Here is a 24,025-nt window from a genome sequence, read left to right as displayed (position 1 = left end):
CCGGCGATGAGGCCAGTACAGGTTGCCGCGTTGCGCACATGTTTGCGTTATAATCCCGCCCTTTAGCCGCCACCCGCCCAAGAGGCCGCTGGCGCATTTCTACCGAATGAAGAGGCTAATCCCTTGGCATTGACGATTCTTGGCCTGTCCGGCGCCCTTAGCCATGACCCTTCCGCGGCCTTGTACATTGACGGCAAACTGATTGCCGCCGCCGAAGAAGAGCGCTTCGTGCGTGACAAGCATGCGAAGAACCGCATGCCCTACGAGTCGGCGAAGTTCTGCCTGGAACAGGCAGGCATCAAGCCATCCGACGTCGACGTGGTAGCCATCCCGTTCGCCCCGATCAGCCTGTTCGGCAAGGCGCGCTGGCACTATGCCAAGCGCTACTGGTACGCCCCGGACCGCGCCCTCGACGCCATCCTGATGGGCAACCGTCGCTACAAGCGCTACCGCAAGAAGATCGTCTGGTGCCTGGAGCAACTGGGCTTCGACCCAAAAAAGGTCAAGATCGAGCCGGTCGAGCACCACCTGGCCCACGCGTCCAGTGCCTACCACTGCTCCGGCTTCAAGGAAAAAACCGCAATCCTCGGCATCGACGGTAAAGGCGAATACGCCACCACCTTCTTTGGCTACGGCGAAAACGGCAAGATCCACAAGATCAAGGAGTTCTTCGACCCGGACTCGCTGGGCGGCCTGTACGGCGCAATCACCGAGTTCCTCGGCTTCGAGATGCTCGATGGCGAGTTCAAGGTCATGGGCATGGCGCCGTATGGCGACGCCAGCAAGTACGACTTCTCGCGCCTGGCCAGCTTCGAAAACGGCGAGCTGGTGATCAACACCGAATACGCCAACGTCATTGGCCTGCGCCGCTATAAAGAGAAGGGCAAGGGCTTCTACTTCTCGCCGAAGCTGATCGAATGGCTGGGCCCCAAGCGCGAAGGCGACATCGCCGACGAGCCGTACATCCATTACGCGGCCAGCATGCAGGCGCTGTTCGAGAAGATCGCCCTGCAGATGATCGATCACTACCTGGGCGACGTCCTGCGTGAAACCGGCAAGCTGGCCTTTGCCGGCGGTTGCGCGCTGAACGTCAAGCTCAACCAGAAGATCATCGCCCGCCCAGACCTGAAAGAGCTGTTCGTCCAGCCTGCTTCCGGTGACGCCGGTACCGCCGTGGGTGCTGCCGCCTACGTTTCCCACGCCCGTGGCGTGCCGGTCGAGAAGATGGAACACGTCTACCTCGGCCCTTCGTACTCCAACGAAGACGTGATCGCTGCCTGTGCCCGTCACCCGAACGCGCCGAAGTGGCGCAAGCTCGACGACATGCCGCAGCGCATCGCCAAAATCATGGTCGATGGCAACCCGGTGGCCTGGTTCCAGGGCCGCATGGAATTCGGCCCCCGTGCCCTGGGCGGCCGTTCGATCATTGGTTGCCCGAGCGTGCCTGGCGTAGCCGACCGCATCAACGAGCAGATCAAGTTCCGCGAACGCTGGAGACCTTTCTGCCCGTCGATGCTCGACACCGTCGCCCCGCAAATGATCAAGGTCGACCACCCGGCGCCGTTCATGACCTTCACCTTCGAAGTGGCTGAAGAGTGGAAGACCCGCGTGCCGGAAGTGGTCCACGAGGACGGCACTTCGCGTGCCCAGGTGCTCAAGCGCGAGTACAACCCGCGCTACTACGACATGATGAAGGCGCTGGAAGACCTGACCGGCAACGGCGTGTCGCTGAACACCTCACTGAACCGCCGTGGTGAACCGATGATCTGCTCGCCGACCGACGCCCTGAACATGTTCTTCGGCTCGGACCTGCAGTACTTGATCATGGAAGACATCCTGGTTGTGAAGGACGGCGCGGCCCCGTATGACCAGCCGCTCTGAACCGCGCATCCTGCAGTTCTGCCATGGCTATGACGGGCCGTTCCTGGACTGCGCCCGTCAGTACGCCAGCCTGTTTCAGGGGCGTGGCTACCAGGTCACCACGGTGTTCCTCACCGGCGCCGCCGACCCGCAGGTAGCGGCTGGCTGCGCGTCGGACGAGGTGCTGTTCCTGGAGTTCAGCTCCAAGGCCGTGCGCGGCCTGAAACTCGGCGCCATCCGTGCGTTGCGGCGGATCGCGGCCGAGCGCAATTTCGCCTTCTGCATTGCCCATCGCTTCAAGCCGATCTACGTGGCATTGCTGGGCACCAGCTTGCCGGTGATCGGCGTGCACCATGCTTTCGGTGATTACGAGCGCAAGGGGCGACGCATCTTCGCCAACCTGTTCGGCAAACGCCTGAGCTTGCTGGGCGTGTCGGATGCAGTGCGTGACGACATGCGCCGCTGTCTGCCGCAGTGGCCGGCAGAGCGTATCCAGACCTTGTACAACCGCATCGACATCGACGCCCTGCAAGCGGCCCTGGTGCCACGCGCCGAGGCCCGCCAGGCCTTGGGCCTGGATGCGCAGGCGTGGATTGTCGGTAACGTCGGGCGCCTGCACCCGGACAAGGACCAGGCCACCCTGCTGCGTGGCTTTGCCGAAGCGCTACCGGGGCTGCCGGCGGGCGCCCGCCTGGCAATTCTTGGCAAGGGGCGCCTGGAAGCCAAGCTCAAGGCCCTGGCCGCCGAGCTGGGCATTGCCGGGCAAGTGGACTTCCTTGGCCAGGTGCCGGATGCGCGCCGTTACTTCCAGGCGTTCGATGTATTCGCACTGAGCTCCGATCATGAGCCGTTCGGCATGGTCCTGCTCGAAGCCATGGTCGCCGGTGTGCCGGTACTGGCCACCGCCTGTGGTGGTGCCCGCGAAGTGGTCGAGGGTGTTGGCGTGCTGTTCCCGCTGGGCGATGCAGGGCAACTGGCCCAGGGCCTGAAACACATGGTTGTGCTCGATGGGCAGCAGCGTCAGGCCTGTGCCGAGCACATGCTGCAGCGCCTGCGTGAGCGCTTCTCCGACCAGGCGGTGCGCGAGGCCTTCTGGCAGCTGCCGCAAGTCCGTGCGTTGGTGGGGCAGGCCTGATGTTCAACCGTATCCAGGCCTTCCGCGAACGCGGTTGGCAAGTTATCGACGCCAAGGCCTACGCCGAGGCATGGGCCCGCTTTGGTGGCAGTGTCGCCACCCATCCTTTGGTGGTCGAGCAGCTGGCGGACCTGGCACAGATCCCGGTGCGTTACCTGGGCTGGCACCAGGCCGGCGAGCTGAAGGCCACCATCCCCACCTGGGGGCGCCACCTTGCGCTGTCCAAGGATGTGCTCAAGCGTGCCGGCAAAAAGGCCCTGTTCGACCTGGGCAACGCCGAGATCATCCTGCCGGCGGCGGCCGATGCCGCTGCACCGTTGCGCCATGCCGCGCGCTACCTATCCGAACTGAACCAGGGGCGCTTCAGCGGCCTCAAGGCGCAGAAGGAACAGTTGGCCATGGCCCGCGCCCACGAAGACCTGTCGAAGAAGTTCCGCTACAACCAGCGCCGCGAACTGCGCCTGCTGGAAGAGGCGGGCGGTGTGGTGCGCCCGATCAGCGACTTCAGCGCGCAGGAAATCGCCAGCATGTACTGCGACCTGTTCCTGCGCCGCTGGGGCTTCCCTGCCACCGGCGCCGAGCGCATGGCCGAGGTGCTGGAACGCCTGCGCGAGCTGCTGATCGGCTCGGTGCTGCTGTTGGACGGCAAGCCGATTGCCATCCAGCTGGTATACCGTGTCGAAGCGCCGGAATGGATCAGCGTCGAGTACATCAATGGCGGTGTCGACCCTGAAACCAAGGCCTTCAGCCCCGGCAGCGTGCTGAGCTTCCTCAATACCCAGGCCGCCTGGGAAGACGCCCGTGCGCGCAACAAGCCGCTGCGGTTCTCGTTCGGCCGTGCCGACCGCGAGTACAAGGACCGCTGGTGCAACCCCGTGCCGGTGTATCAGGCGTGAGTCGCAAGCAGCAGCTGCTCAAGCGCCACCGGCGCAACAAGCGCCTGGGCCTGCTGGCGGGCCTGGTAGCGCTGGTGGCCGTAGGTGTGTTCAGCTGGTGGTGGTTGCCACTGTTGCTGTTGCCGCTGCTGTGGGCGGCCCATGAAGCCTGGTTTGCCGACCACCTGTTCTATGCGCCTGGCGAGGACTACGCCTACGACTTCGGCGAGCAGACCCGGCAAGCCCCTGCCAGCCTGAGCGGCGGCCTGCTCAAGGCTGACTGCGTGCTGCAGGGCAACGAAACCCTGATTCTCGAACTACGGGTAAAAAGCAGCTGGCTGGGGCGCTTCCTCGACCCGCAGGTCGAGCTGATGGCTGGCGAGCAGGCCGATCGGCAAACCTTCGAGCGCGGCGTCGATGGCGTGCGCTTCCTCAACTTGACCGGCCTCGCCGCACCTCTGCAGGCTGGCGCGTTGCGCCTGCGTGGCCGGCATTGCCGGCTGTCGGGCCAGCCGCGCTTGTGGATAACCCCGGCGGTCGAGCTGCAACGGCGCCGGGTGATGGTGATCGCGCCGCATGCCGATGATGCCGAACTGGCCGCTTACGGGCTCTACAGCCAGGCCGACGAAACCTGGGTAGTGACCCTGACCGCCGGTGAGATCGAGGCCGAACACTATCAGCAGATGGGCCTGGCAAAGGCCGAAGCCGCGCGCCTGAAGGGCCGCCTGCGGGCCTGGGACAGTATCGCCGTGCCACGCTGGGCCGGTGTGGCGGAATCGCGTTGCGTGCAGCTGGGCTACTTCTGCCTGCAACTACCTGCCATGCAGGCTGCGCCAGACCAGCCGGCCGCTTCCCGGGAGGCCGAGCTCGCCGACATTCGCGTATTCCGCCGGTTCAACCCGTTCCCGCTGCCGGCCGACGACGATGGCGCGCCGACCTGGTGTAACCTGCTCGCCGACCTGCGGGCCTTGCTGGAAATGGCCAGGCCAGAGGTGCTGGTGATGCCGCACCCGCAGCTCGACCCGCACCCTGACCACATATGTGCCCAGGCAGCGGTGCTGGAAGCCTTGCAAGGCTTGGCCTGGCAGCCGCAAACCCTGCTGTGCTACGCCAACCACCTGCATGACAACGACCGCTGGCCGATGGGCGACAGTGGTGACGGCGTGGCCTTGCCGCCGCAGCTGAGCGCTGTCCAGGCGTGGGCACCTTGCAGCCTGGTACTGGACCTGGCAACCCAGCGCGACAAGGCCATGGCCCTGGGCATGATGCACGACCTGCAGCCGCCGGCGCCGTTCAAGCGCCGCCTGCGCCGCTTGTTGCAGCGCTGGCTGGCCGGGCGGCGGCCGTCGCCTTACGGCGAGAACGAATTCTTCCGCAAGGCCGTGCGCCGACATGAACTGTTCTGGCGGCGTGAGCTGTAGCCGCGCCCCATGGTTGACCGCGATGGCGCAGAGCGCCCAAGGAACCCAATGAAAGTCCTATTTCTGGTGCAGAAGGAACAGCGGGCGATTCTCGACCGCCTGTACGATGGCGTCGCGGCCAACTGCGAGTGCGACCTGCGCTGGTTGACCAGCGAAGACCAGCGCAACCTGCGCCGCTATTTCAAGCGTGAAGTGCAGGTCGAGCGCTATGACCGCATTGTCTTCTTCCTGCGTTTCAAGCAGGAGATCCGCCAGGCGGCGTTCATCCGTACCGTGCCGAACCTGGTAATCCTCGAGCACGATGCCTACCAGAACTACATCCCGTGCAAGTACACCGGCAAGTTCAGCGCCCATTACCGCAAGCTGCCCTGGGCGCGGGTGATCAGCTCCGGCTACATGGTCAGCGAGCGCCTGCGCCAGGAAGGTTTCGACGCCGTGTTCGTGCCCAAGGGCTACGACGAGCAGTTGCTGGCCGACCAGGGGCGTGAGCGCGACATCGAACTGGCCTTCGTCGGCAGCACCAACAGCGTGGCCTACAGCGGCCGCAAGGCATTGCTGGACGAGCTGGGCCGGGTCGAGAACCTGGTGGTGACCCGTACCAAGTCGGGTGAGGACTACTGCAACACGCTCAACCGGATCCGCTTCTTCGTCAGTGCCGACGTCGGCATGGGCGAATACATGATCAAGAACTTCGAAGCCATGGCCTGTGGCTGTGTGTTGCTGGCGTATGATCAGGGCGAGGAAGAGAACCGCGCGCTGGGCCTGCAGGACATGCACAACGTGGTGTTCTATGACAGCATCCCGACCCTCCAGGAAAAGCTTCGCCACTTGCGTGCGGAACCTGAACTTGCCCGGCAGATTGCAGAAAATGGCCGCCACCTGGCGGTTTCCCGTTTCAGTTTCGGCGCAGTTGGACGTAGCATCGTCGACCACATGCGCCCGGCGCTCAGGCCCCATCCGCCGTTGTCTGCATGGCAGCGGCTGCGCCTGAAGCTGGGCATCTAACATAAGAACTTTCGCGCCTGCGGAGCGGGCGTTGAAAGTCGATAGTCGCAATGCGGAGGGAGTCCGGTGCGCTTTTCAAATGAGAGTGACGTCACGCTCGTCGTGACCAGTTGTGGGCGGTTCGATCTGCTCAAAGATACCCTTGAGAGTTTCGATCGCTACAATACCGCGCCCATTCGCGAAGTATTCATCACCGAAGACTCCGGTGACGATGCCGTGCATGCCGCTGTGCCTGAGCACTGGAAACCGCACTGCAAGGTGTTCGTCAACCGGCCCAAGCTGGGCCAGCTGCCGTCTATCGACCTGGCCTACAGCCACGTCAAGACGCCCTACATCTTTCACTGCGAGGACGACTGGCACTTCTATCGCCAGGGCTTCGTCGAAGACTCCCGGGCCATCCTGGAGGTCAGCCCCGACCTGTTGCAGGTGTGGCTGCGCAGCCATGCCCATGACCTGGCCGTCCACAGCCCTTACATCCACCTGGGCGATCGCCAGGTGATCGCCGGGGTGCCTTGCTACCCGCTGCTGTCCGACAAGGCCGAGTGGCAGGCGTTTTCGCTCAACCCCGGGCTGCGTCGTTTGAGCGATTACCAGCGTTGTGCGCCATTTGCCGCCTATGCTGGAGAGAAGGCACTTTCCCGGCGCTATTCTGAGTTAAACCTGACAGCGGTCACCTTGGAGGGTGATGCAGTATTGCACACTGGATTTGGTAATCACGTGACCTTGCCCATCGAAGTGGAGCGCAAGGCCAAACGTCGTAAACGTGATCGGATAAAGTTGGCATTGACGCTGGTGGCGGGTGCCGTGATTGGCATGGGAATCACCATTTTTGTTCAATGAAGTGTCCCACCTGACATGAGCGGGAGAGGGCCCATGAACATCGTCAATATGATGTGGGCGGGTGGAACGCCGTACATGTCCATCCACAAGGTGCATCGGCAGGTGCTGTCGCATGCGGGTGCCGATGCCCGGATCAGTAACTGGCTGCTGCTGGGTAGCGGGCTCTGCTGTGGGCTTGGCTCGACCCGGGAGTGGCATATGCCGTCACGGGCGCTGAAAGGGCGGCACTTCTGGCGCCTGTTGCGCCCATGGTTGCGCATGCGCTTGCGCAAGGCGCTGAACGAGGCCCAGGCTGAAGTCGTGCTGCTCGACGGTGTCGGTGTGGCGCGGTTGGTGTTGCCGTTGTTGCAGCAGGTTCCGCAGGTGCGTGCCAAGGTGCTGTTCCACGGCAAGACGCGCCTGAGTGCCAGCGACGTTCGCCTGTTGCGCATGTTCCCGGCCGAGCGGCTGAGCATCGCCGCCGTTTCGCAGACACTTGCCACGTCACTCGAACACGACCTGGGCAGGCCGGTGCAGACCTTGCGCATGGCCCTCGACCCGCTGGCTTTCGCCGAACCGTTGTTGAGTCGGGACGCAGCCAGGCAGGCCCTGCAGTTGCCACAGGTAGCAGGAGTGATGCTGGGCGCGGTCGGGCGGCTGGTGGAGAGCAAAGGTTTCGAGATGCTGATCGAGGCGTTCGCCAAGGCCAGTGCGCGCCAGTCGGACCTGCAGTTGGCAATCATCGGCGAAGGCCCTCTGCGTGCGGTGCTGCAGGCTCGTATCGATGCGCTTGGCCTGGCTGGTCGTGTTCACCTGAGTGGTCACCGAGACGACCTGCAGCAGCTGTACCGGGCATTCGACTGGCTATTGGTGCCTTCGCGCTCCGAAGGCCTGGGGCTGGTGGTGCAGGAGGCGGTCATGGCCGACGTGCCGGTGGTGTGCAGCGACCTGCAGGTGTTCCGTGAGCAGTTGCAGGACACCGGTGGCTACCTGCCCGTTACCAATGAAAATGCCTGGGCCGAGGCAATCGAGCGTTGTGCGTCGCTCAGTGCCCCGGCGGTAGCCGCGCGGCAGCGCCAGGCGCTGGCCCCGGAGCAGGCCTGGCAGGCATTCTGCAGCGGTTCGCAGAGCCTGCTGCGCAGTTGACGCTCAACGCGCCAGCAGGGCTGCCTCGAAAGCGGCAAGGGGGAAGCGGTCGCCCAGGTTCTCCCGCTCGATGTAGCGCACCATATGCTGCACATTGCGCCGAATCATGCGCGCCGACAGCGGCGGGCGCAGGAAGCGCATGTCGGCCACGTCGATCAGGCCCAGTTGCTGGTCGGGGGTGACTACCACATTACCCAGGTGCAACGAGCGGAAGTACACGCCGCTGCGATGCAGCTGGCGGATCAGTTCGATCAGGCGCGGCAGGTAGGTGTCCCAGCTGAAACCCTCATCGCGCGACATCTGCAGCAAGGTGCGCCCTGGCAGCGGGCGGTACAGCACGGCGGTACGCCCTGGCAGGTCGAGCTTGTGCTGGCTGATCACCTCCAGGGTGGGGATGCCCAGTTGTGCAAGGCGTGCGGCGTTGTCGACGAAGCGCTGCGAGTACGGGCGTAGCAGTGCAGATGAAATCAGCCGCTTCCTACGAAAAACCTTGAGGAAATTACCATCCGCGAGCAGGTAGACTTTGGCGCCATGGCTATCTGCCTCAAGCACCTGTGCGCCTTGTGTCAGCTGATCGAAGTCGACCTGGGGGAGCCGGGAGCATTGCATGAATAGAGCCTTGTCGTCGGGCGAACAGAATGACCGGCAATAATGCCGAAAATAATGTTGTAGCACCATTGGATGGTGTCTTTGATTCATCGGGGGAAAGGATGTTGTATCAAAAAAACTGGGCGCAAGCCTGGTTGGGGTTTGGTCTGGTCTGGTTCCTGGCAGCGATTGCCCTGGCACCGAGCAACAAGGTCTATCAGCAAGGCCTGGTGCTGTTCCTGTGGTTGCCGACGCTGGTAATGGCGTGGTCCGCAAGGCAAGTAATAGTGCAGGCCTGGCGGCGTCAGCCGGCCTTGTGGGGGAGTGTGTTGTTGCTGCTGGCCTGGAGCGGGCTCAGCCTGGTCTGGTCGGCCGCAGAAAACCCGGGGCGCGAGGCCAAGCGCCTGCTCTACATCCTGGTATTCCTGCTGGCGTTCCCGCTGCTGGGCCAGCTTGGCCAGGCCCGCATTCGTCAGCTGCTGCTGGCCGGTAGCGCCTTGCTGGCCGTTGCCGCGCTGGTCTCGGTCATCCATTTCTACGGCGTGCTGGGCATGCCTTTGCTGGCCCGCCTGGAGGGCATCGGCGAGATATCGCACCCGATCCTGGGCGCCTACGTCATCGGTGCGGCCGTGCTCTTCCTGCTTTACGAGCCGCCGCGGCAACGTGGCCTGCAGTTGTTGTGGCTGGCAGCGCTGGCGTGCCTGGGGTTGTTTGCCATGCTCAGCCAGAGCCGTGGGGCAATCCTGGCCCTTGTGCTCACCGTGATCCTGGCCCCGCTGTGGTTCCGTGACCGCCACAGCCGGGTGTTTGCCGTGCTGGCGGCCATCGCCACCGGCCTGGCCTTCTATCTCGTGTACGACCTGATCGCCCAGCGCGGTTCGTCCTACCGGCCGGAAATCTTCCATGCCGTGGTCGACATGATCGCCGCGCATCCCTGGACCGGCCTTGGCCTGGGCGCTGCCTACGACGTGAGTGCAGTGGGCAAGCACTTCGACCATACCCACAACATGTTCACGCACATCGCAGTGGAGATGGGCCTGCCCGGTATGCTGCTGTGGGTCATGGTGTGGCTGTACACCCTGGGCGAAATCGTCCGCGCACGCGGCACGCTGTTCGGCAAGATCCTGCTTGGTTTCTGGGTGTACTCCACCCTGGCCATGCAGTTCGATGCCGCCAGCCTTACCGGTACGCCACGTGCCGAATGGTTCATCAGCTGGCTGCCCGTGGGCCTGGCCATGTTGCTGCCATGGGGGCGTGCCGAAAATGATGCCTGTGGTAAAATTTCCGGTTCAACCTGAACAGCGAGCTTGATAATGGCCGAAACACCGCGACCGGCGGAACACACCTCCAGCCTGAAGATCTACTTCCGGCTGCTGAGCTATGTGAAACCCTATGTCGGCATTTTCCTGCTGAGCATCATCGGTTTCGTGATCTTTGCCTCGACCCAGCCGATGCTGGCCGGGATCCTGAAATATTTCGTCGATGGGCTGAGCAACCCCGAAGCGGTGTTGTTCCCCAACGTCCCCTACCTGCGCGACCTGCAACTGCTGCAGGCTGTACCGCTGCTGATCATCCTGATCGCCGCGTGGCAGGGCCTGGGCTCGTTCCTCGGCAACTACTTCCTGGCCAAGGTTTCCCTGTGCCTGGTGCACGACCTGCGTGTGGAACTGTTCAACAAGCTGCTGGTGCTGCCTAACCGCTACTTCGACAACCACAACTCCGGGCACCTGATCTCGCGCATCACCTTCAACGTGACCATGGTCACCGGTGCCGCCACCGATGCGATCAAGGTGGTGATCCGCGAAGGCCTGACCGTGGTGTTCCTGTTCGGCTACCTGCTGTGGATGAACTGGCACCTGACCCTGGTGATGGTCGCCATCCTGCCGGTGATTGCAGTGATGGTAAGCGTCGCCAGCAAGAAATTCCGCAAGCAGAGCAAGAAGATCCAGGTGGCCATGGGCGACGTCACCCACGTTGCCTCGGAAACCATCCAGGGCTACCGCGTGGTGCGCAGCTTTGGCGGCGAGGCCTACGAAGAGCAGCGTTTCGGCAAGGCCAGCCAGAGCAACACCGACAAGCAGTTGCAAATGACCAAGACCGGCTCGCTGTACACGCCGATGCTGCAACTGGTGATCTACACCGCCATGGCCGCGCTGATGTTCCTGGTGTTGTTCCTGCGCGGTGACTCCACTGCCGGTGACCTGGTGGCTTACATCACCGCTGCCGGCCTGTTGCCCAAGCCGATTCGTCAGCTTTCGGAAGTCAGCTCGACCATCCAGAAGGGCCTGGCCGGTGCCGAAAGCATCTTCGAGCAGCTGGACGAAGCGCCTGAAGTGGACAGCGGCACCGTCGAGAAGGAGCGGGTGGAAGGGCGCCTGGAAGTGCGCAACCTGAGCTTCACCTACCCGGGTACCGAGCGTGAGGTGCTGAGCGATATCAGCTTCGTGGCCGAGCCGGGCCAGATGATTGCCCTGGTCGGCCGCTCCGGCAGCGGCAAGTCGACCCTGGCGGCGCTGATCCCGCGCTTCTATCACCACGACCAGGGGCAGATCCTGCTCGATGGCGTGGAGATCGAGAACTATCGCCTGCGCAACCTGCGTCGTCACGTTTCGCAGGTGACCCAGCATGTCACCCTGTTCAACGATACCGTGGCCAACAACATCGCCTATGGCGACCTGGCCGGCGCCCCGCGCGCCGACATCGAAGCCGCTGCGGCCGATGCCTACGCCAAGGAGTTCGTCGACCGGCTGCCAAAAGGCTTCGATACCGAAGTGGGTGAAAACGGCGTGCTGCTCTCCGGCGGTCAGCGCCAGCGCCTGGCCATCGCCCGGGCACTGCTGAAGAACGCGCCGCTGCTGATCCTCGACGAAGCCACCTCGGCGCTGGATACCGAGTCCGAGCGGCATATCCAGGCTGCCCTGGACCATGTGATGCAGGGCCGTACCACGCTGGTGATCGCCCACCGCCTGTCGACCATCGAGAAGGCTGACCAGATCCTGGTCATGGACCAGGGCCGGCTGGTCGAGCGCGGCACCCATGCCGAGCTGCTCGCGGCCAATGGCCATTATGCCCGCCTGCATGCCATGGGCCTGGATGAGCCGGCCAAGGCCGATATCACCTGACCCCTCGTTGATCGGGGCCATCGCGGCCCCGATTGTCACGGGAATTTTCCTGGGGTGATCTGGCCATAAAGCCGTCGTCTACCCTGTGCTAATATCCTGCCCCTGTTCATTATTTCCATATGGGTTGCCCATGAAGTTGTCCATGCCGCGTTTCGATCAAGCCCCGGTACTGGTGGTCGGCGATGTCATGCTCGACCGCTACTGGCATGGGGGTACTTCGCGTATCTCGCCTGAAGCGCCAGTCCCGGTGGTCAAGGTCGATCAGATCGAGGATCGCCCCGGCGGCGCGGCCAACGTTGCCTTGAACATCGCCGCCCTGGGCGCGCCGGCTTCGCTGATTGGCGTCACCGGCCAGGACGAGGCCGCCGACAGCCTGGCCAACAGCCTGCAGGCTGCAGGCGTGCGCTCGGTGTTCCAGCGCATCGCGCACCAGCCGACCATCGTCAAGCTGCGGGTCATGAGCCGTCACCAGCAGTTGCTGCGCATCGATTTCGAAGAACCGTTCGCCACCGACCCGCTGTCGCTGGGTGCGGAGGTCGACAGCCTGCTCGAGGGCGTCAAGGTGCTGGTCCTGTCCGACTACGGCAAGGGCGCACTGAAAAACCACCAGAGCCTGATCCAGGCGGCGCGGGCCAAAGGTATTCCGGTGCTGGCCGACCCCAAGGGCAAGGACTTTTCCATCTACCGTGGCGCCAGCCTGATCACCCCCAACCTCAGCGAGTTCGAGACCATCGTCGGCCGTTGCGCCGATGAGGCCGAGCTGGTCGCCAAGGGCCTGCAGCTGCTGCAGGACCTGGACCTTGGCGCCTTGCTGGTGACCCGTGGCGAGCACGGCATGACCCTGCTGCGCGTCGGCCAGCCGGCGCTGCACCTGCCGGCGCGGGCGCGTGAAGTGTTCGATGTGACCGGTGCCGGTGATACCGTCATCTCCACCCTCGCCGCGGCCATCGCTGCCGGCGAGGACCTGCCCCACGCCGTGGCCCTGGCCAACCTGGCGGCGGGCATCGTGGTCGGCAAGCTGGGTACGGCTGCGATCAGCGCCCCCGAGCTGCGCCGGGCGATCCAGCGTGAGGAAGGCTCCGAGCGCGGCGTGCTGGGCCTGGAGCAACTGCTGCTGGCCATCGACGACGCGCGGGCGCACAAAGAGAAGATCGTCTTCACCAACGGCTGCTTCGACATCCTGCATGCCGGGCATGTCACCTACCTGGAGCAGGCGCGGGCCCAGGGCGATCGCCTGATCGTCGCGGTCAACGACGATGCCTCGGTCAGCCGCCTGAAAGGGCCGGGCCGGCCGATCAACAGCGTCGACCGGCGCATGGCCGTACTGGCCGGGCTGGGGGCAGTGGATTGGGTCATCAGCTTCCCCGAGGGCACGCCGGAGAACCTGCTGAGCCAGGTCAAGCCGGACGTGCTGGTCAAGGGTGGCGACTATGGCATCGATCAGGTGGTGGGTGCCGATATCGTCAAGGCCTATGGCGGTACCGTGAAGGTGCTGGGGCTGGTCGAGAACAGCTCGACCACGGCGATCGTCGAGAAAATTCGCAAGAACTGATCGACCCCGGGGGCCGCTTTGCGGCCCATCGCGACACTAGGCCGCTCCTACACCAGGCCACGCAACTTCAAGGCTTGCGCGATCCTTTGTAGGAGCGGCCTTGTGTCGCGATGGGCTGCGAAGCAGCCCCAGAGTCTTACTTGTGCAATGAGGTCCGCGCCCGCTCCAGCAGTTCCCGCGCCTTGTCGCCAAACCGCTGCAGGTGCGATGCCCGCACCGGCTTGTTCTCCACCAACCCCTGCTGCTTCACCCAATCCTTCCAGCGCACCCGCTCGTCCGTGACCACCCAGCCTTCCTGCCTTGCAAAACTTTCGGCCAGGTACAGCCCGCGCGTGCTCGCCGGCACCAGTTCATCCTTCTTTACGGTATACAGCTCAGCCAGTGGCTGGCCGTCCTTCAATGGCATCAGGTACAGGTCTGGCCGTTTGCGGTTTAGCCGCGCCACCAGTTGGTCGCCCTCCAGCCGCTCATCAACGTGGAACAGGCTGAGCTTCTTGGCGTCCCGGGGTACCTGCAGGCGCATGTCGTAGATCAGTTGCAGCGAGGCGGTGGGCAGGTGCACATACGCCCGTGGCCGTTCCAGCAGCATCAGCTTGCCGCAGTGCACCGGGCGCGCGGCACCGGACTCCGGGGCCAGCACGAAGTGCGGCGTTTCGCGGTAGTGCAGGGCGGCAGCGTAGGGCACCGGCAACCAGGTGTCGTTGAAGCGCCCGCCCAGCCAGCCTTCCGGGGTTTCCAGCAGGCATTCCTCGGCCACTTCCTGCACGGCCGTGTGCAATGGCAGGTTCAGCTCCTGCGCCGGCACATAGCCGGAAATCAGTTTCAGCACCACATCGCCACGGTCTTGCCGGCGCTGACGTACCAGCACCCAATAATCGCGGTTCTGCCAATGCAGGGTCAGCCGCACCGACACGCCCAGGTTGGCCAGTTCGATCACGAAGCGCTGCACGTCGGGCAACTGGATGGCCTTGCGCCGTTGTTGGATCTGGGCAAAGTTCAGCGGCATGCCGATGCTCTGATAGATCAGCCCTTCGGGCGTGGCCTCGACATGCAGCGGCAGTGTCTTGAAGTTGCTCGGGTTCTTGCGGATCAGCGTTCGCGCCACGAGGCTCCTCCTTGCGTCGGGTCAGTCCAGGCCCGCGGGCCTGGGGCAACTCAATGCTGGCCCAGGATACGGGCGACGGTGGCCACGTTGTGGGCCAGGTGCAACGGATTGATGGTGCCGACGATAGCACTGCTGACGCCGGGGTGTGCGAACAGCAGCTCGAAGCTGGCCTGCACCGGGTCAACGCCGGGGGCCAGGCAGATATGCCCGCTGGCCAGGGCCTTCTTCACCAGGATGGCCTTGCCGTGTTCGGCAGCGTAGTCCAGCACCGGGCGTTCTGCCTGTTCGTTGAGGTTGTAGGTGACCATGGCGCAGTCGCCTTGCTCCAGCGCCTTCAGGCCGCCGGCGACGGTCTTGCCGGACAGGCCGAAGCCGAGGATCTTGCCCTCCTGCTTGAGCTCGGCAAGGGTCTGGTAGACCTCCTGCTGTTCCAGGATCGCCAGGTCGTTGCCGTCGGAATGCACCAGCACCAGCTCGATGCGGTCGGTTTCCAGGCGCCGCAGGCTGCGCTCCACCGAGCGGCGGGTGTGGGCGGCGCTGAAATCGAAGTGCGATTGGCCATTGTCGAATTCTTCGCCAACCTTGCTGACGATCACCCATTCATCGCGCTGGCCGCGCAGCAGCGGGCCCAGGCGCTCTTCGCTTCGGCCGTAGGCCGGGGCGGTGTCGATCAGGTTGATGCCCAGCTCGCGGGCCTGGGCCAGCAGCAGGCGGGCTTCGTCATCGCCGGGGATGGTGAAGCCGGTGGGGTACTTCACGGCCTGGTCGCGGCCCAGCTTGACCGTGCCCAGGCCGAGCGGCGAAACCTTGAAACCGGTGTTGCCCAAGGGGCGATGGAAGTCGTGCAGGGTCGGCAGGCTCATGGCAGCAGTTGCTCCCAGGCCGGTACGCCCAGCGGTGGGCGTGGCAGGTCGGCCAGGTCGGCCTGCGCCTGTGGGCGGATACCGTCGCGCTCCAGGTGGCTGATGACCCGGTCGCTGAAGTCCGGTGCCAGGGCCAGCTTGGTCGGCCAGCCGACCAGCAGGCGTTGCTGATCGGCGAGGAAGGCGTTGTCCGGGCGTACCAGGCCCGATTGCGCCGGTTCCGCACGGTTGACCCGCAGGGTGGCCCAGCGCACCTGGCTCTGGTCGACCCATGGCAGCAGGCTGGCGATTTCTTTCTGTGCCGCGGCGATTTGCGCAGCCGGCTCGCGGGCAACGCCTTCGGCTTCGGCCAGGTCGCCGCCCAGGTACCAGACCCACTGGCCATCGGCGGCGGGGTGGGTGGTAACCGTCATCCGTGGCTTTGGTCCGCCACCCAGGCAATGGGCGTAAAGCGGTTTCAGGTTGGCACCCTTGGCCATCACCATATGTAGCGGGCGTGTCTGCATGGCTGGCTGGTTCAGGCCCAGGGCATGCAGCAGCTCTTCGGTGCCGGCGCCGGCGCTGAGCACGATGCGCTGGGCGCGGATGTCGCGCTCGTCGACGCGCAGGCCGACCAGGTCGTCTCCCTCGCGCAGTGGCTCGATGCGCTCACCGGCCAGCAGGCTGTCGCCTGCCAGTTCGGCCAGGTTGGCCAGCAGGCTGGGTACGTCGATGACCAGTTCGGCCAGGCGATAGACCTTGCCCTTGAAGGCGCGGTCCTGCAGCGCCGGCGGCAGTTGCTCGCCCTTCACCTGGTCGACCCGGCCGCGCACGGCCTTGCTGGCGAAGAAGCTGGTGAGGTTGCCGGCCAGGGTGCCTGGTGACCACAGGTAGTGGGCGTCGGACAGCAGGTGGGTGCGGGTCAGGTCCAGCTCGCCGCTGCCGCTCAGCGCTTCGCGCCAGCGTCGCGGCATGTCGGCGATGGCTTCCGAGGCGCCGGTCAGGGCACCGTGCAGGGCGTACTTGGTGCCGCCATGGATGATGCCTTGGGACTTGATGGTCTGCTCGCCGCCAAGGCTGGCGCGTTCCACCAGTACTGTCGAGTAGCCCAGCCGGCGCAGGCGGGCATTGAGCCAGAGGCCTGCGACCCCGGCGCCGACGATCAGCACGTCAGTGGAAATGGCGGATGGCATGGCGGTACCTCGAAGACTGGGACAGCTGGCAAGTATACAGGGTCGGGCCGATGTGGGCTTTGCGATCCTGGGGCTGCTGCGCAGCCCTATCGCGACACAAGGCCGCTCCTACAGGCCCCGCGTATGCCTCGGTCCCTGTAGGAGCGGCCTTGTGTCGCGATAGGGCCGCGAAGCGGCCCCAAAATCCATCAGGCAAACATCAATGCCCAGCAGTCTTCGAAAACAGCTGAATCACCACCACCCCACCCACGATCATGGCCATCCCCAGCATCGCTGGCACATCCAGCTTCTGCCCATAGATCACCAGCGCCGCCACACTGATCAGTACAATCCCCAGCCCCGACCAGATGGCATAGGCGATCCCCACCGGAATGCTGCGCACCACCAGGGTCAGCATCCAGAACGCAATGCCATAGCCAACCACCATCAGCAGCAACGGCAAGGGCGTGCTCAAGCCTTTTACCGCTTTCATGGAAGCGGTGGCGATGACTTCGGCGCAGATGGCGATCGCGAGGTAGGTGTAGGCATTCATGGCGGGATCCTCCGGTAACTGGTCGGGCATTCTAGACGTAACCTGGATGGGGTAAAGTCATTACCTATCACTATTGGAGATAGGTCGATGGCCGAGCAGTGGAGCCTTGAACAGTTGCGTACCTTCCTGCGCGTTGCAGAACTGCGCTCGTTCTCTGCTGTGGCCCGCGAGCAGCGCAAGGCCCAGTCGGCGATCAGCAGCGCGATCGCCCTGCTCGAAACCGACCTGGGGGTCACCTTGTTCGAGCGCAGCAGTGGCCGGCAACCCAAGCTGACCGAGAACGGCAGCGCCCTGCTGGAAGATGCCCACGAACTGTTGCGCCAGTGCGAGCGCCTGGATGGTCGTGCGTTGGCGCTGATGCGCGGGCAGGAGGCCTTGTTGCGGGTCGCCCAGGACGAAGCCATGCCCTACCAGCCGGTCATTGACAGTCTCGACGAGCTGGCCAGCCGCTACCCGTTCCTGGAGGTGCAGCTGGCCAGCGGTGCCCAGGGCGATGTGGCGCGCAAGCTGGTGGAGCGGCGCGCCGATCTTGGCCTGTTCTTCCACCACGAGAGTATCCCGGCCTCGCTGGAACGGCGCGCCCTGGGCAGTGTGGAAATGGTCACGGTGTGCGCGGTCGGCCACCCGCTTGCCGGCGAAGGCCGGGTTACTCGGCAGCAATTGGCGCGTCACCGACAATTGCTGATTGCCCCGCAGCAAAGCGGCTACCCCGGCGGCGAAGCGATCAGCCCGCAGGTATGGCGCGCCGACAGCTTCTATGCCATGGCCGAACTGCTGATGCGCGGCCTGGGCTGGGCCTGGTTGCCGCGGCACGTGGTGCAGTATCCGACCTATCAGGCGCACATGGTCGAACTGGACAGCGAGTGGCGGCCACCGGCCTTGGTGGTGGAACTGGCCTGGCGCCGCGACGAGCCACTGGGGCCTGCCGCGCAGTGGCTGGCCGAGCGCTTTGCGGTGCACCTGCGCGCGATCGGGTAAACTCCGCGGCCATGAACAGAACTCTCTATACCTTGTTGTTTCACCTGGGCCTGCCGCTGGTTGCGCTGCGCCTGTACCTGCGCGCGCGCAAGGCGCCGGCCTATGGCCAACGCATCGGCGAGCGCTTTGCTCTCAGGCTGCCGGCCATGCACCGGGGCGGCATCTGGGTACATGCGGTATCGGTGGGCGAGAGCATTGCGGCGGCACCGATGGTGCGTGCCTTGCTCAAGGCCTACCCGGAATTGCCGATCACGCTTACCTGCATGACCCCGACCGGTTCAGAGCGCATTCGCGCCATGTTCGCTGACGAACCTCGCGTGCAGCATTGCTACCTGCCCTACGACCTGCCTTGGGCGGCAGGGCGCTTTCTCGACCATGTGCAGCCGAAGTTGGGCATCATCATGGAAACCGAGCTGTGGCCCAACCACATTCACCAGTGTGCGAAGCGCGGCATTCCAGTAGCGCTGGCCAACGCACGCTTGTCTGAGCGCTCGGCCCGTGGCTATGGGCGCTTTGCCAGGCTGACCCGGCCGATGCTGGCCGAGATGAGCCTGATTGCCGTGCAGACCGAAACCGAGGCCCAGCGTTTTCGTGACCTGGGCGCGCGTCCGGAGTGCGTGCAGGTCACCGGTTCGATCAAGTTCGACCTGAAGATCGATGAGCAACTGTTGCCGCGTGCCAAGGCATTGCGTGAACAGTGGGGGGCCGAACAGCGCCCGGTGTGGATCGCCGCCAGCACCCACGAAGGTGAAGATGCGTTGATCCTGCAGGCACATCGGCAGTTGTTGCAGGTGCATGGCGATGCCCTGCTGATCCTGGTGCCGCGCCACCCCGAGCGATTCGCAGCGGTGCATACGCTGTGCAGCGAACAGTTCACCACCGTGCGGCGCTCTGCCGGCACGCCGGTTGATGCGCAGACTCGCGTATTGCTCGGCGATACCATGGGCGAACTGCTGTTCCTCTATGCCCTGGCCGACATTGCCTTCGTCGGTGGCAGCCTGGTGGCGACCGGCGGGCACAACCCGCTGGAGCCCGCGGCGCTGGCCTTGCCGGTGCTGATGGGGCCGCATGTGTTCAACTTCCTCGAAATCAGCGCGATGCTGCGCGAGGCGGGGGCGTTGCAGCAGGTGGACGATGCCGACGGGCTGGCCGAAGCGGTGCGGCGGCTGGTCGAGTTGCCGCAGGACGCGCAGCGCATGGGCGAGGCGGGCAGGGCGGTAATGCGGGCCAATCAAGGGGCTTTGCAGCGGTTGCTCGATGGGTTGGGTGCCTTGATCCGTTGATTACCGACATATCCACTCAAATGCCCATTCTAGAGTGGATATGATTAATTTTAGTCATTCTTTCCTACGACGCTAGGTATAACTTCCTACATTGAATCTATTGTCGATAGGAAATTTCCTACGAATATTGCTTTAAAGTCAGAAGTGTCCCACGCATCTGTCGGAGCCTTGTAGGACGCTTGTCCTATTGCTTCAGGCTAGTATCGCCTCATGTTCAGTTTTTATATGAGGTGGCGTGGTGCCTGATTTGTCTTATGGGTGTAATACCAGCGCTATTGAAAGTGGGCTGGTCTGTCTGATCACGCTGGCGCGTTATCATGATATAGCCGTCTCTGCCGAGCAGTTGCAGCACGACCATGCACCAGCGGGTGAGCGATTCTCGACTGGCGCAATACTCCGGGCATTTCAGCAACTAGGTCTCAAGGCCAAGCATCGCAGCATCGATCCGAATCGGCTTAAGCATGCGCCATTGCCTGCCATAGCCGTGGATACGCGTGGTGAGTATTTCATCATTGCTCGCGCGGAAGGTGAGCAGGTTCTGGTGCAAGACCCAGGTTCCCGTGCACCACAAGCGCTGACCTTGGCAGAACTTGCCATGCGCTGGTCGGGAGAACTCATTCTGGTTCGCTCCGATGCCCAGTTGCCGCATGGGCTGTCGCGTTTCGATCTGACCTGGTTCATTCCGGCCGTGGTGAAGTACAGGCGGCTATTTGGCGAAGTGCTTGTTGTCTCCTTGGTCATTCAGATATTGGCGTTGCTGACACCTCTGTTCTTCCAGGTGGTAATGGACAAAGTACTGGTGCATCGTGGGTTGACCACACTGGATGTTATCGCCCTGGGCTTGTTGGTCGTGGTTCTATTTGAAACATTGCTGAGTGGTTTGCGTACTTATGTGGCAGCTCATACAGCGTCAAGGATTGATGTCGAACTAGGTGCAAGACTGTTCAGGCACTTGATCGATCTTCCCGCCGCCTACTTTCAGGCCAGGCGAGTCGGTGACTCGGTTGCCCGAGTACGAGAACTGGAGAACATCAGAAGTTTCCTGACCAACAACAGTGTCACGCTGTTGCTGGATGCAGTGTTCACGGTGGTCTTCATCGCTGTCATGTTCCTTTATAGCGGCTGGTTGACGTTGGTGGTCGTCGGCTCATTGCCTTTATATTTTCTCGTATCCTTGGTCGTTACCCCACTGTTGCGGGCGCGGATCGATCAGAGTTTCCAGCGCGGCGCCGAGAATCAAGCATTTCTGGTGGAGGCGGTGAACGGCATCGATACGCTGAAGTCGATGGCCGTGGAACCGCAGATTACCCGGCGCTGGAACAATCAGTTGGCTGCTTATGTATCGGCCAGCTTCAAGACCCAGAACCTTTCCAACCTCGCGAATGAGAGCGTAGGCCTGATCGGCAAGCTGGTCACGGTCGCCACGTTGTGGCTGGGGGCTCGCCTGGTCATCGACGGCGAACTCACGGTGGGCGAACTGATCGCCTTCAACATGCTGGCAGGGCGCGTCTCGCAACCCATTATCCGGCTGGCTCAACTCTGGACCAGCTTCCAGCAGACAGGCGTATCGATTCAACGCCTGGGCGACATTCTCAACACCCGTACCGAGGTCAACCAGGGCAAGGGTACGGTGCTGCCAGCACTAGCCGGGCAGATCGAGCTCGATCGTGTGTGTTTTCGCTACCGGCCGGACGGGGGCGAAGTCGTGCGCGATGTCAGCCTGAAGATTGCTGCCGGAGAAGTGGTTGGCATTGTAGGTCGCTCGGGGTCAGGCAAGAGCACGCTGACACGCCTGATCCAGAGGTTGTACTCACCCGAGCGGGGGCGGGTATTGCTCGACGGTGCCGACTTGGCGGTAGCCGATGTGGCTTCACTGCGTCGGCAGATCGGTGTGGTGCTGCAGGAGAACGTGCTTTTTCGGCGCACCGTGCGCGAGAACATCGCCCTTGGCAAGCCGGCGGCACCGCTTGAAGAGGTCATCGCCGCAGCGACGCTGGCGGGGGCCCACGAGTTCATCCTCGAATTGCCGGATGGCTATGAAACCTTGGTCGGCGAGCACGGTGCCAGCCTGTCAGGTGGCCAGCGACAGCGCATTGCCATCGCCCGGGCGCTGTTCGGCAACCCACGCATCCTGATTTTCGACGAGGCCACCAGCGCGCTGGACTATGAGTCCGAACGGATCATCCAGCAGAACATGGCGCGGATCTGCGCGCAGCGCACGGTGATCATAATTGCCCACCGGCTTTCGGCTGTACGTCACGCCGACCGTATCGTGGTCATGGAGCGCGGGCAGATCATCGAGCAAGGGCCTCATGACGAGTTGGTGGGCAAGCCACAAGGCACCTACGCCTATCTGTATCGGCTGCAACTTGGGGCTCCCGTATGAGCACGGCCTTCAAGGAGCTTTTCGAGCGCTATCGGGAAGCGTGGCGAGGGGCCTGGCGACAGCGCCGACGCATGGATGGTCCCATCCATGAGCCGGATGAGCTGGCCTTTTTACCAGCGGCACTGTCCCTGCAGGAAACACCAGTACATCCCTTGCCGCGCTACCTGCAGTGGAGTCTGCTGACGTTCATCGGGCTGGCACTTGTCTGGGCTTGCATCGGTGAGATCGACGTCGTTGCCAGTGCCGAGGGCAAGATCGTACCCAGCGGCAGAAGCAAGCTGATCCAGGCCAGCGAGGTCGCGGTTGTGCAGGCGATCCACGTCGTCGATGGCCAGACAGTGCGCAAAGGCGATGCGTTGGTCGAGCTGGAAGGGCAGTTGACCGAGGCCGATGTAAAGCGCTTGGGCAGCGAACTGCTGGCGGCGCGGATCGACCAGGCACGAGCCAGCACACTGCTGAGTGCGCTGGACGGCGATGACGCGCCTGCTTCCCTGGCACCACTGATACCGCAGGCCACGGCCGCGCAGCAGGCAAGCGCGCAACGCTGGCTGGAAGGGCAGTACCTCGAGCTTCAGGCCACGTTGGAACAGGCTGATGCCGAAATCGGTCAACGCGCTGCCGAAATCCGTTCTGCCCAAGGCCGGGCTGACGCGCTCCGGCAACTGCTGGTTATCACCCGCCAACTGACGGCGGATTACAAGCTTTTGTTCAGTGAATCGGCCGTGGCCAAGCACACCTACCTGGAAAAGGAACAGGCCCGCCTGGAGCAAGAGCGCGAACTGGCACTCCAGCGCTCACGCATCGACGAGTTGAACGCTGCACGGCTTGCTGCTCAGCACCGTCGAAGCGGTGCCATTGCCCAGCTGCGCAGAGCCATGCTCGATCTTCACGGTGATGCGCAGCGGCGCATTGCAACCCTTGAACAAGAATTGAACAAGGCCGAGCAGCGCCATCGCCTCAAGGTTCTGACATCACCCGTTGACGGTACCGTCCAGCAACTGGCCATCCATACCCAAGGTGGTGTGGTTACACCCGCGCAGACATTGATGGTCATTGTGCCAACGGGCCAGCCGGTGGAAGTGGAAGTGAAAGTCGAGAACAAGGATATCGGCTTTGTGTATCCGGGGCAGCCAGTGGAAGTGAAAGTCGAGACGTTCACGTTTACCAAGTACGGGGTTGTGCCGGGGGTGGTGGAGAGTGTTTCTGATGATGCCATTGAAGATGAGAAGCGGGGGTTGGTTTATAGCGCTCGGGTCCGTTTGGGTAAAGGAATATTGCGTGTAGGAAAAAAGGATATGCCGTTGATGGCGGGCATGTCAGTGCGTGCGGAGGTTATTGTAGATAAGCGCAAAATTATAAGTTACTTCCTAAGTCCTTTGCAGCGGCATGTGCAGGAAAGTTTGACGGAGCGCTGAATGAATATCAAGAGACTGTTCTATTGCTTGTATGTGTTGGTTTGGAGTTCTCTAAGAGTTTGTGCCGCTGTGCTCTTGCTGGTTCCTGTATTGGCTGTAATTGATATGGTTTGGCAAGGTGAGCCTTGGAATAGGCGAGAGAGGATAACGGCAGATCCGATAGTATGCGGAAAAATATCGGGGGTGGTATATGAATTTCCTAGATCGTATTTTCCGTTCTGGCCGGAATACGAGGGCAAAAGTTCTTTTGATTCCGGATTTGTGAATAACAAGAAAGGCTGTGACGCAAATCTTGTATCTGTTTTTTTGTCAATGACCTGGCCTGGGCTTACTCCGGCGGATGACAGTCTGATCTTTCGACAGGGCTTAGAACATGAAGGGCTGTTGGTCTCATACTCTCCTGTTGTGGGTAGGCAAGGCGACTTGCGCAATACACTGGATAGTCTGATGAGAAGCAGTTCATCTGGACTAGTTGATCTTGCTAAGTTTGATGAAAGTGTCGGATTGTATAAGGTGAAAGGGCGTCATAGAGTATTTGAGAAAGATGAGCAATTATTTTATTGGGAGGGAGAATTAGATAGCCTTGGTTCGGTGGGTTACTGTAGTTGGCGGCCTCGGAAGCCTCATTATTATTATTGCGAAATGATTTACGTTTTTGAGGGTGATGTATTGGTTAGAGTTATAATGCGGCCTGATAAGTTAATGTATTGGTCGCAGATTAAGTTTTCATTAGAACGTTTTCTATTGAATAGTAAAAAAGCGAGGTAG

The 24,025-nt window shown here is 62.7% G+C and carries 20 protein-coding genes; 15 read left to right on the top strand and 5 right to left on the bottom strand.

The features are described from left to right. Window positions 1-123: 123 nt before the first annotated feature. The 7 genes from CAG46_RS00730 (at window position 124) to CAG46_RS00700 (ending at window position 8,261) form a co-directional block, all read left to right on the top strand. Window positions 124-1,881, top strand: a complete 1,758-nt coding sequence (locus tag CAG46_RS00730; protein ID WP_013974482.1) for a carbamoyltransferase — start codon at window positions 124-126, stop codon at window positions 1,879-1,881. Then, window positions 1,865-2,995 (top strand): glycosyltransferase, encoded by a 1,131-nt coding sequence (locus CAG46_RS00725; RefSeq protein ID WP_085614718.1) that lies wholly within the window; start codon window positions 1,865-1,867, stop codon window positions 2,993-2,995. Before CAG46_RS00730 ends, CAG46_RS00725 begins: the two co-directional genes overlap by 17 nt. Next, the gene (locus CAG46_RS00720) at window positions 2,995-3,891 is read left to right on the top strand and encodes an antimicrobial resistance protein Mig-14 (RefSeq protein WP_085614720.1); all 897 of its coding nucleotides are present in this window, start codon (window positions 2,995-2,997) and stop codon (window positions 3,889-3,891) included. The genes CAG46_RS00725 and CAG46_RS00720 overlap by 1 nt, the downstream gene beginning before the upstream one ends. Next, window positions 3,888-5,291, top strand: a complete 1,404-nt coding sequence (locus tag CAG46_RS00715) for a PIG-L deacetylase family protein (protein ID WP_085614722.1) — start codon at window positions 3,888-3,890, stop codon at window positions 5,289-5,291. The genes CAG46_RS00720 and CAG46_RS00715 overlap by 4 nt, the downstream gene beginning before the upstream one ends. Window positions 5,292-5,339: 48 nt before the next feature. After that, window positions 5,340-6,296: a glycosyltransferase gene (locus tag CAG46_RS00710; RefSeq protein ID WP_025340859.1), complete on the top strand. Its 957-nt coding sequence runs from the start codon at window positions 5,340-5,342 to the stop codon at window positions 6,294-6,296. 66 nt (window positions 6,297-6,362) lie between these two features. Continuing rightward, window positions 6,363-7,136 carry a glycosyltransferase family 2 protein gene (locus CAG46_RS00705; protein WP_085587870.1) on the top strand — a complete coding sequence of 258 codons (774 nt, stop codon included), beginning with the start codon at window positions 6,363-6,365 and terminating at the stop codon, window positions 7,134-7,136. Window positions 7,137-7,169: 33 nt separating this feature from the next. Beyond that, window positions 7,170-8,261 carry a glycosyltransferase gene (locus tag CAG46_RS00700; protein ID WP_085614724.1) on the top strand — a complete coding sequence of 364 codons (1,092 nt, stop codon included), beginning with the start codon at window positions 7,170-7,172 and terminating at the stop codon, window positions 8,259-8,261. 3 nt (window positions 8,262-8,264) lie between these two features. Here CAG46_RS00700 and CAG46_RS00695 read toward each other — a convergent pair whose 3' ends face one another. Next, window positions 8,265-8,870 carry a toluene tolerance protein Ttg8 gene (locus CAG46_RS00695; protein WP_015272032.1) on the bottom strand — a complete coding sequence of 202 codons (606 nt, stop codon included), beginning with the start codon at window positions 8,868-8,870 and terminating at the stop codon, window positions 8,265-8,267. 101 nt (window positions 8,871-8,971) lie between these two features. On the opposite strand from CAG46_RS00695, the gene CAG46_RS00690 reads away from it, so the two are divergent. From CAG46_RS00690 to hldE, 3 genes are all read left to right on the top strand, one after another. After that, a complete protein-coding gene (locus CAG46_RS00690) occupies window positions 8,972-10,147 on the top strand; it encodes an O-antigen ligase (RefSeq protein WP_085614726.1) in 1,176 nt (391 codons plus the stop codon). A gap of 15 nt (window positions 10,148-10,162) precedes the next feature. Next, window positions 10,163-11,971 (top strand): lipid A export permease/ATP-binding protein MsbA, encoded by a 1,809-nt coding sequence (gene msbA, locus CAG46_RS00685; protein ID WP_025340855.1) that lies wholly within the window; start codon window positions 10,163-10,165, stop codon window positions 11,969-11,971. A 130-nt stretch (window positions 11,972-12,101) separates the two neighbouring features. After that, window positions 12,102-13,523 (top strand): bifunctional D-glycero-beta-D-manno-heptose-7-phosphate kinase/D-glycero-beta-D-manno-heptose 1-phosphate adenylyltransferase HldE, encoded by a 1,422-nt coding sequence (gene hldE / locus CAG46_RS00680; RefSeq protein WP_061550410.1) that lies wholly within the window; start codon window positions 12,102-12,104, stop codon window positions 13,521-13,523. A 136-nt stretch (window positions 13,524-13,659) separates the two neighbouring features. Here hldE and CAG46_RS00675 read toward each other — a convergent pair whose 3' ends face one another. The 4 genes from CAG46_RS00675 to CAG46_RS00660 form a co-directional block, all read right to left on the bottom strand. Then, a complete protein-coding gene (locus CAG46_RS00675; RefSeq protein WP_075046548.1) occupies window positions 13,660-14,628 on the bottom strand; it encodes a metal ABC transporter ATPase in 969 nt (322 codons plus the stop codon). A gap of 50 nt (window positions 14,629-14,678) precedes the next feature. Next, window positions 14,679-15,491 (bottom strand): aldo/keto reductase, encoded by an 813-nt coding sequence (locus tag CAG46_RS00670; protein ID WP_085614728.1) that lies wholly within the window; start codon window positions 15,489-15,491, stop codon window positions 14,679-14,681. Then, on the bottom strand, window positions 15,488-16,663 hold the full coding sequence (locus CAG46_RS00665; protein ID WP_085614730.1) for an FAD-binding oxidoreductase: 1,176 nt from the start codon (window positions 16,661-16,663) through the stop codon (window positions 15,488-15,490). The genes CAG46_RS00670 and CAG46_RS00665 overlap by 4 nt, the downstream gene beginning before the upstream one ends. Before the next feature lie 199 nt (window positions 16,664-16,862). Further along, window positions 16,863-17,195: a multidrug efflux SMR transporter gene (locus CAG46_RS00660; RefSeq protein WP_008095055.1), complete on the bottom strand. Its 333-nt coding sequence runs from the start codon at window positions 17,193-17,195 to the stop codon at window positions 16,863-16,865. Between the two features lie 87 nt (window positions 17,196-17,282). Between CAG46_RS00660 and CAG46_RS00655 the strand changes: the two genes are divergently transcribed. The 5 genes from CAG46_RS00655 (at window position 17,283) to CAG46_RS27540 (ending at window position 24,025) form a co-directional block, all read left to right on the top strand. Further along, entirely contained in the window at window positions 17,283-18,173 is an 891-nt protein-coding gene (locus CAG46_RS00655) for a LysR family transcriptional regulator (protein WP_085614732.1), read from the top strand. A gap of 11 nt (window positions 18,174-18,184) precedes the next feature. Beyond that, window positions 18,185-19,456, top strand: coding sequence for a lipid IV(A) 3-deoxy-D-manno-octulosonic acid transferase (waaA, locus tag CAG46_RS00650; protein WP_085614734.1), 1,272 nt, complete (start codon window positions 18,185-18,187; stop codon window positions 19,454-19,456). A 238-nt stretch (window positions 19,457-19,694) separates the two neighbouring features. Continuing rightward, entirely contained in the window at window positions 19,695-21,842 is a 2,148-nt protein-coding gene (locus CAG46_RS00645) for a type I secretion system permease/ATPase (protein ID WP_085614829.1), read from the top strand. Next, complete coding sequence (locus CAG46_RS00640; RefSeq protein ID WP_085614736.1) at window positions 21,839-23,257, top strand: HlyD family type I secretion periplasmic adaptor subunit; 1,419 nt, start codon at window positions 21,839-21,841, stop codon at window positions 23,255-23,257. The genes CAG46_RS00645 and CAG46_RS00640 overlap by 4 nt, the downstream gene beginning before the upstream one ends. Continuing rightward, window positions 23,258-24,025: a hypothetical protein gene (locus CAG46_RS27540; protein ID WP_143493365.1), complete on the top strand. Its 768-nt coding sequence runs from the start codon at window positions 23,258-23,260 to the stop codon at window positions 24,023-24,025.

Origin of the sequence: Pseudomonas sp. B23(2017), from assembly GCF_002113725.1 — a bacterium.
Lineage (GTDB): Bacteria > Pseudomonadota > Gammaproteobacteria > Pseudomonadales > Pseudomonadaceae > Aquipseudomonas > Aquipseudomonas putida_Z.
This window is presented reverse-complemented; position numbering and strand designations above follow the sequence as displayed.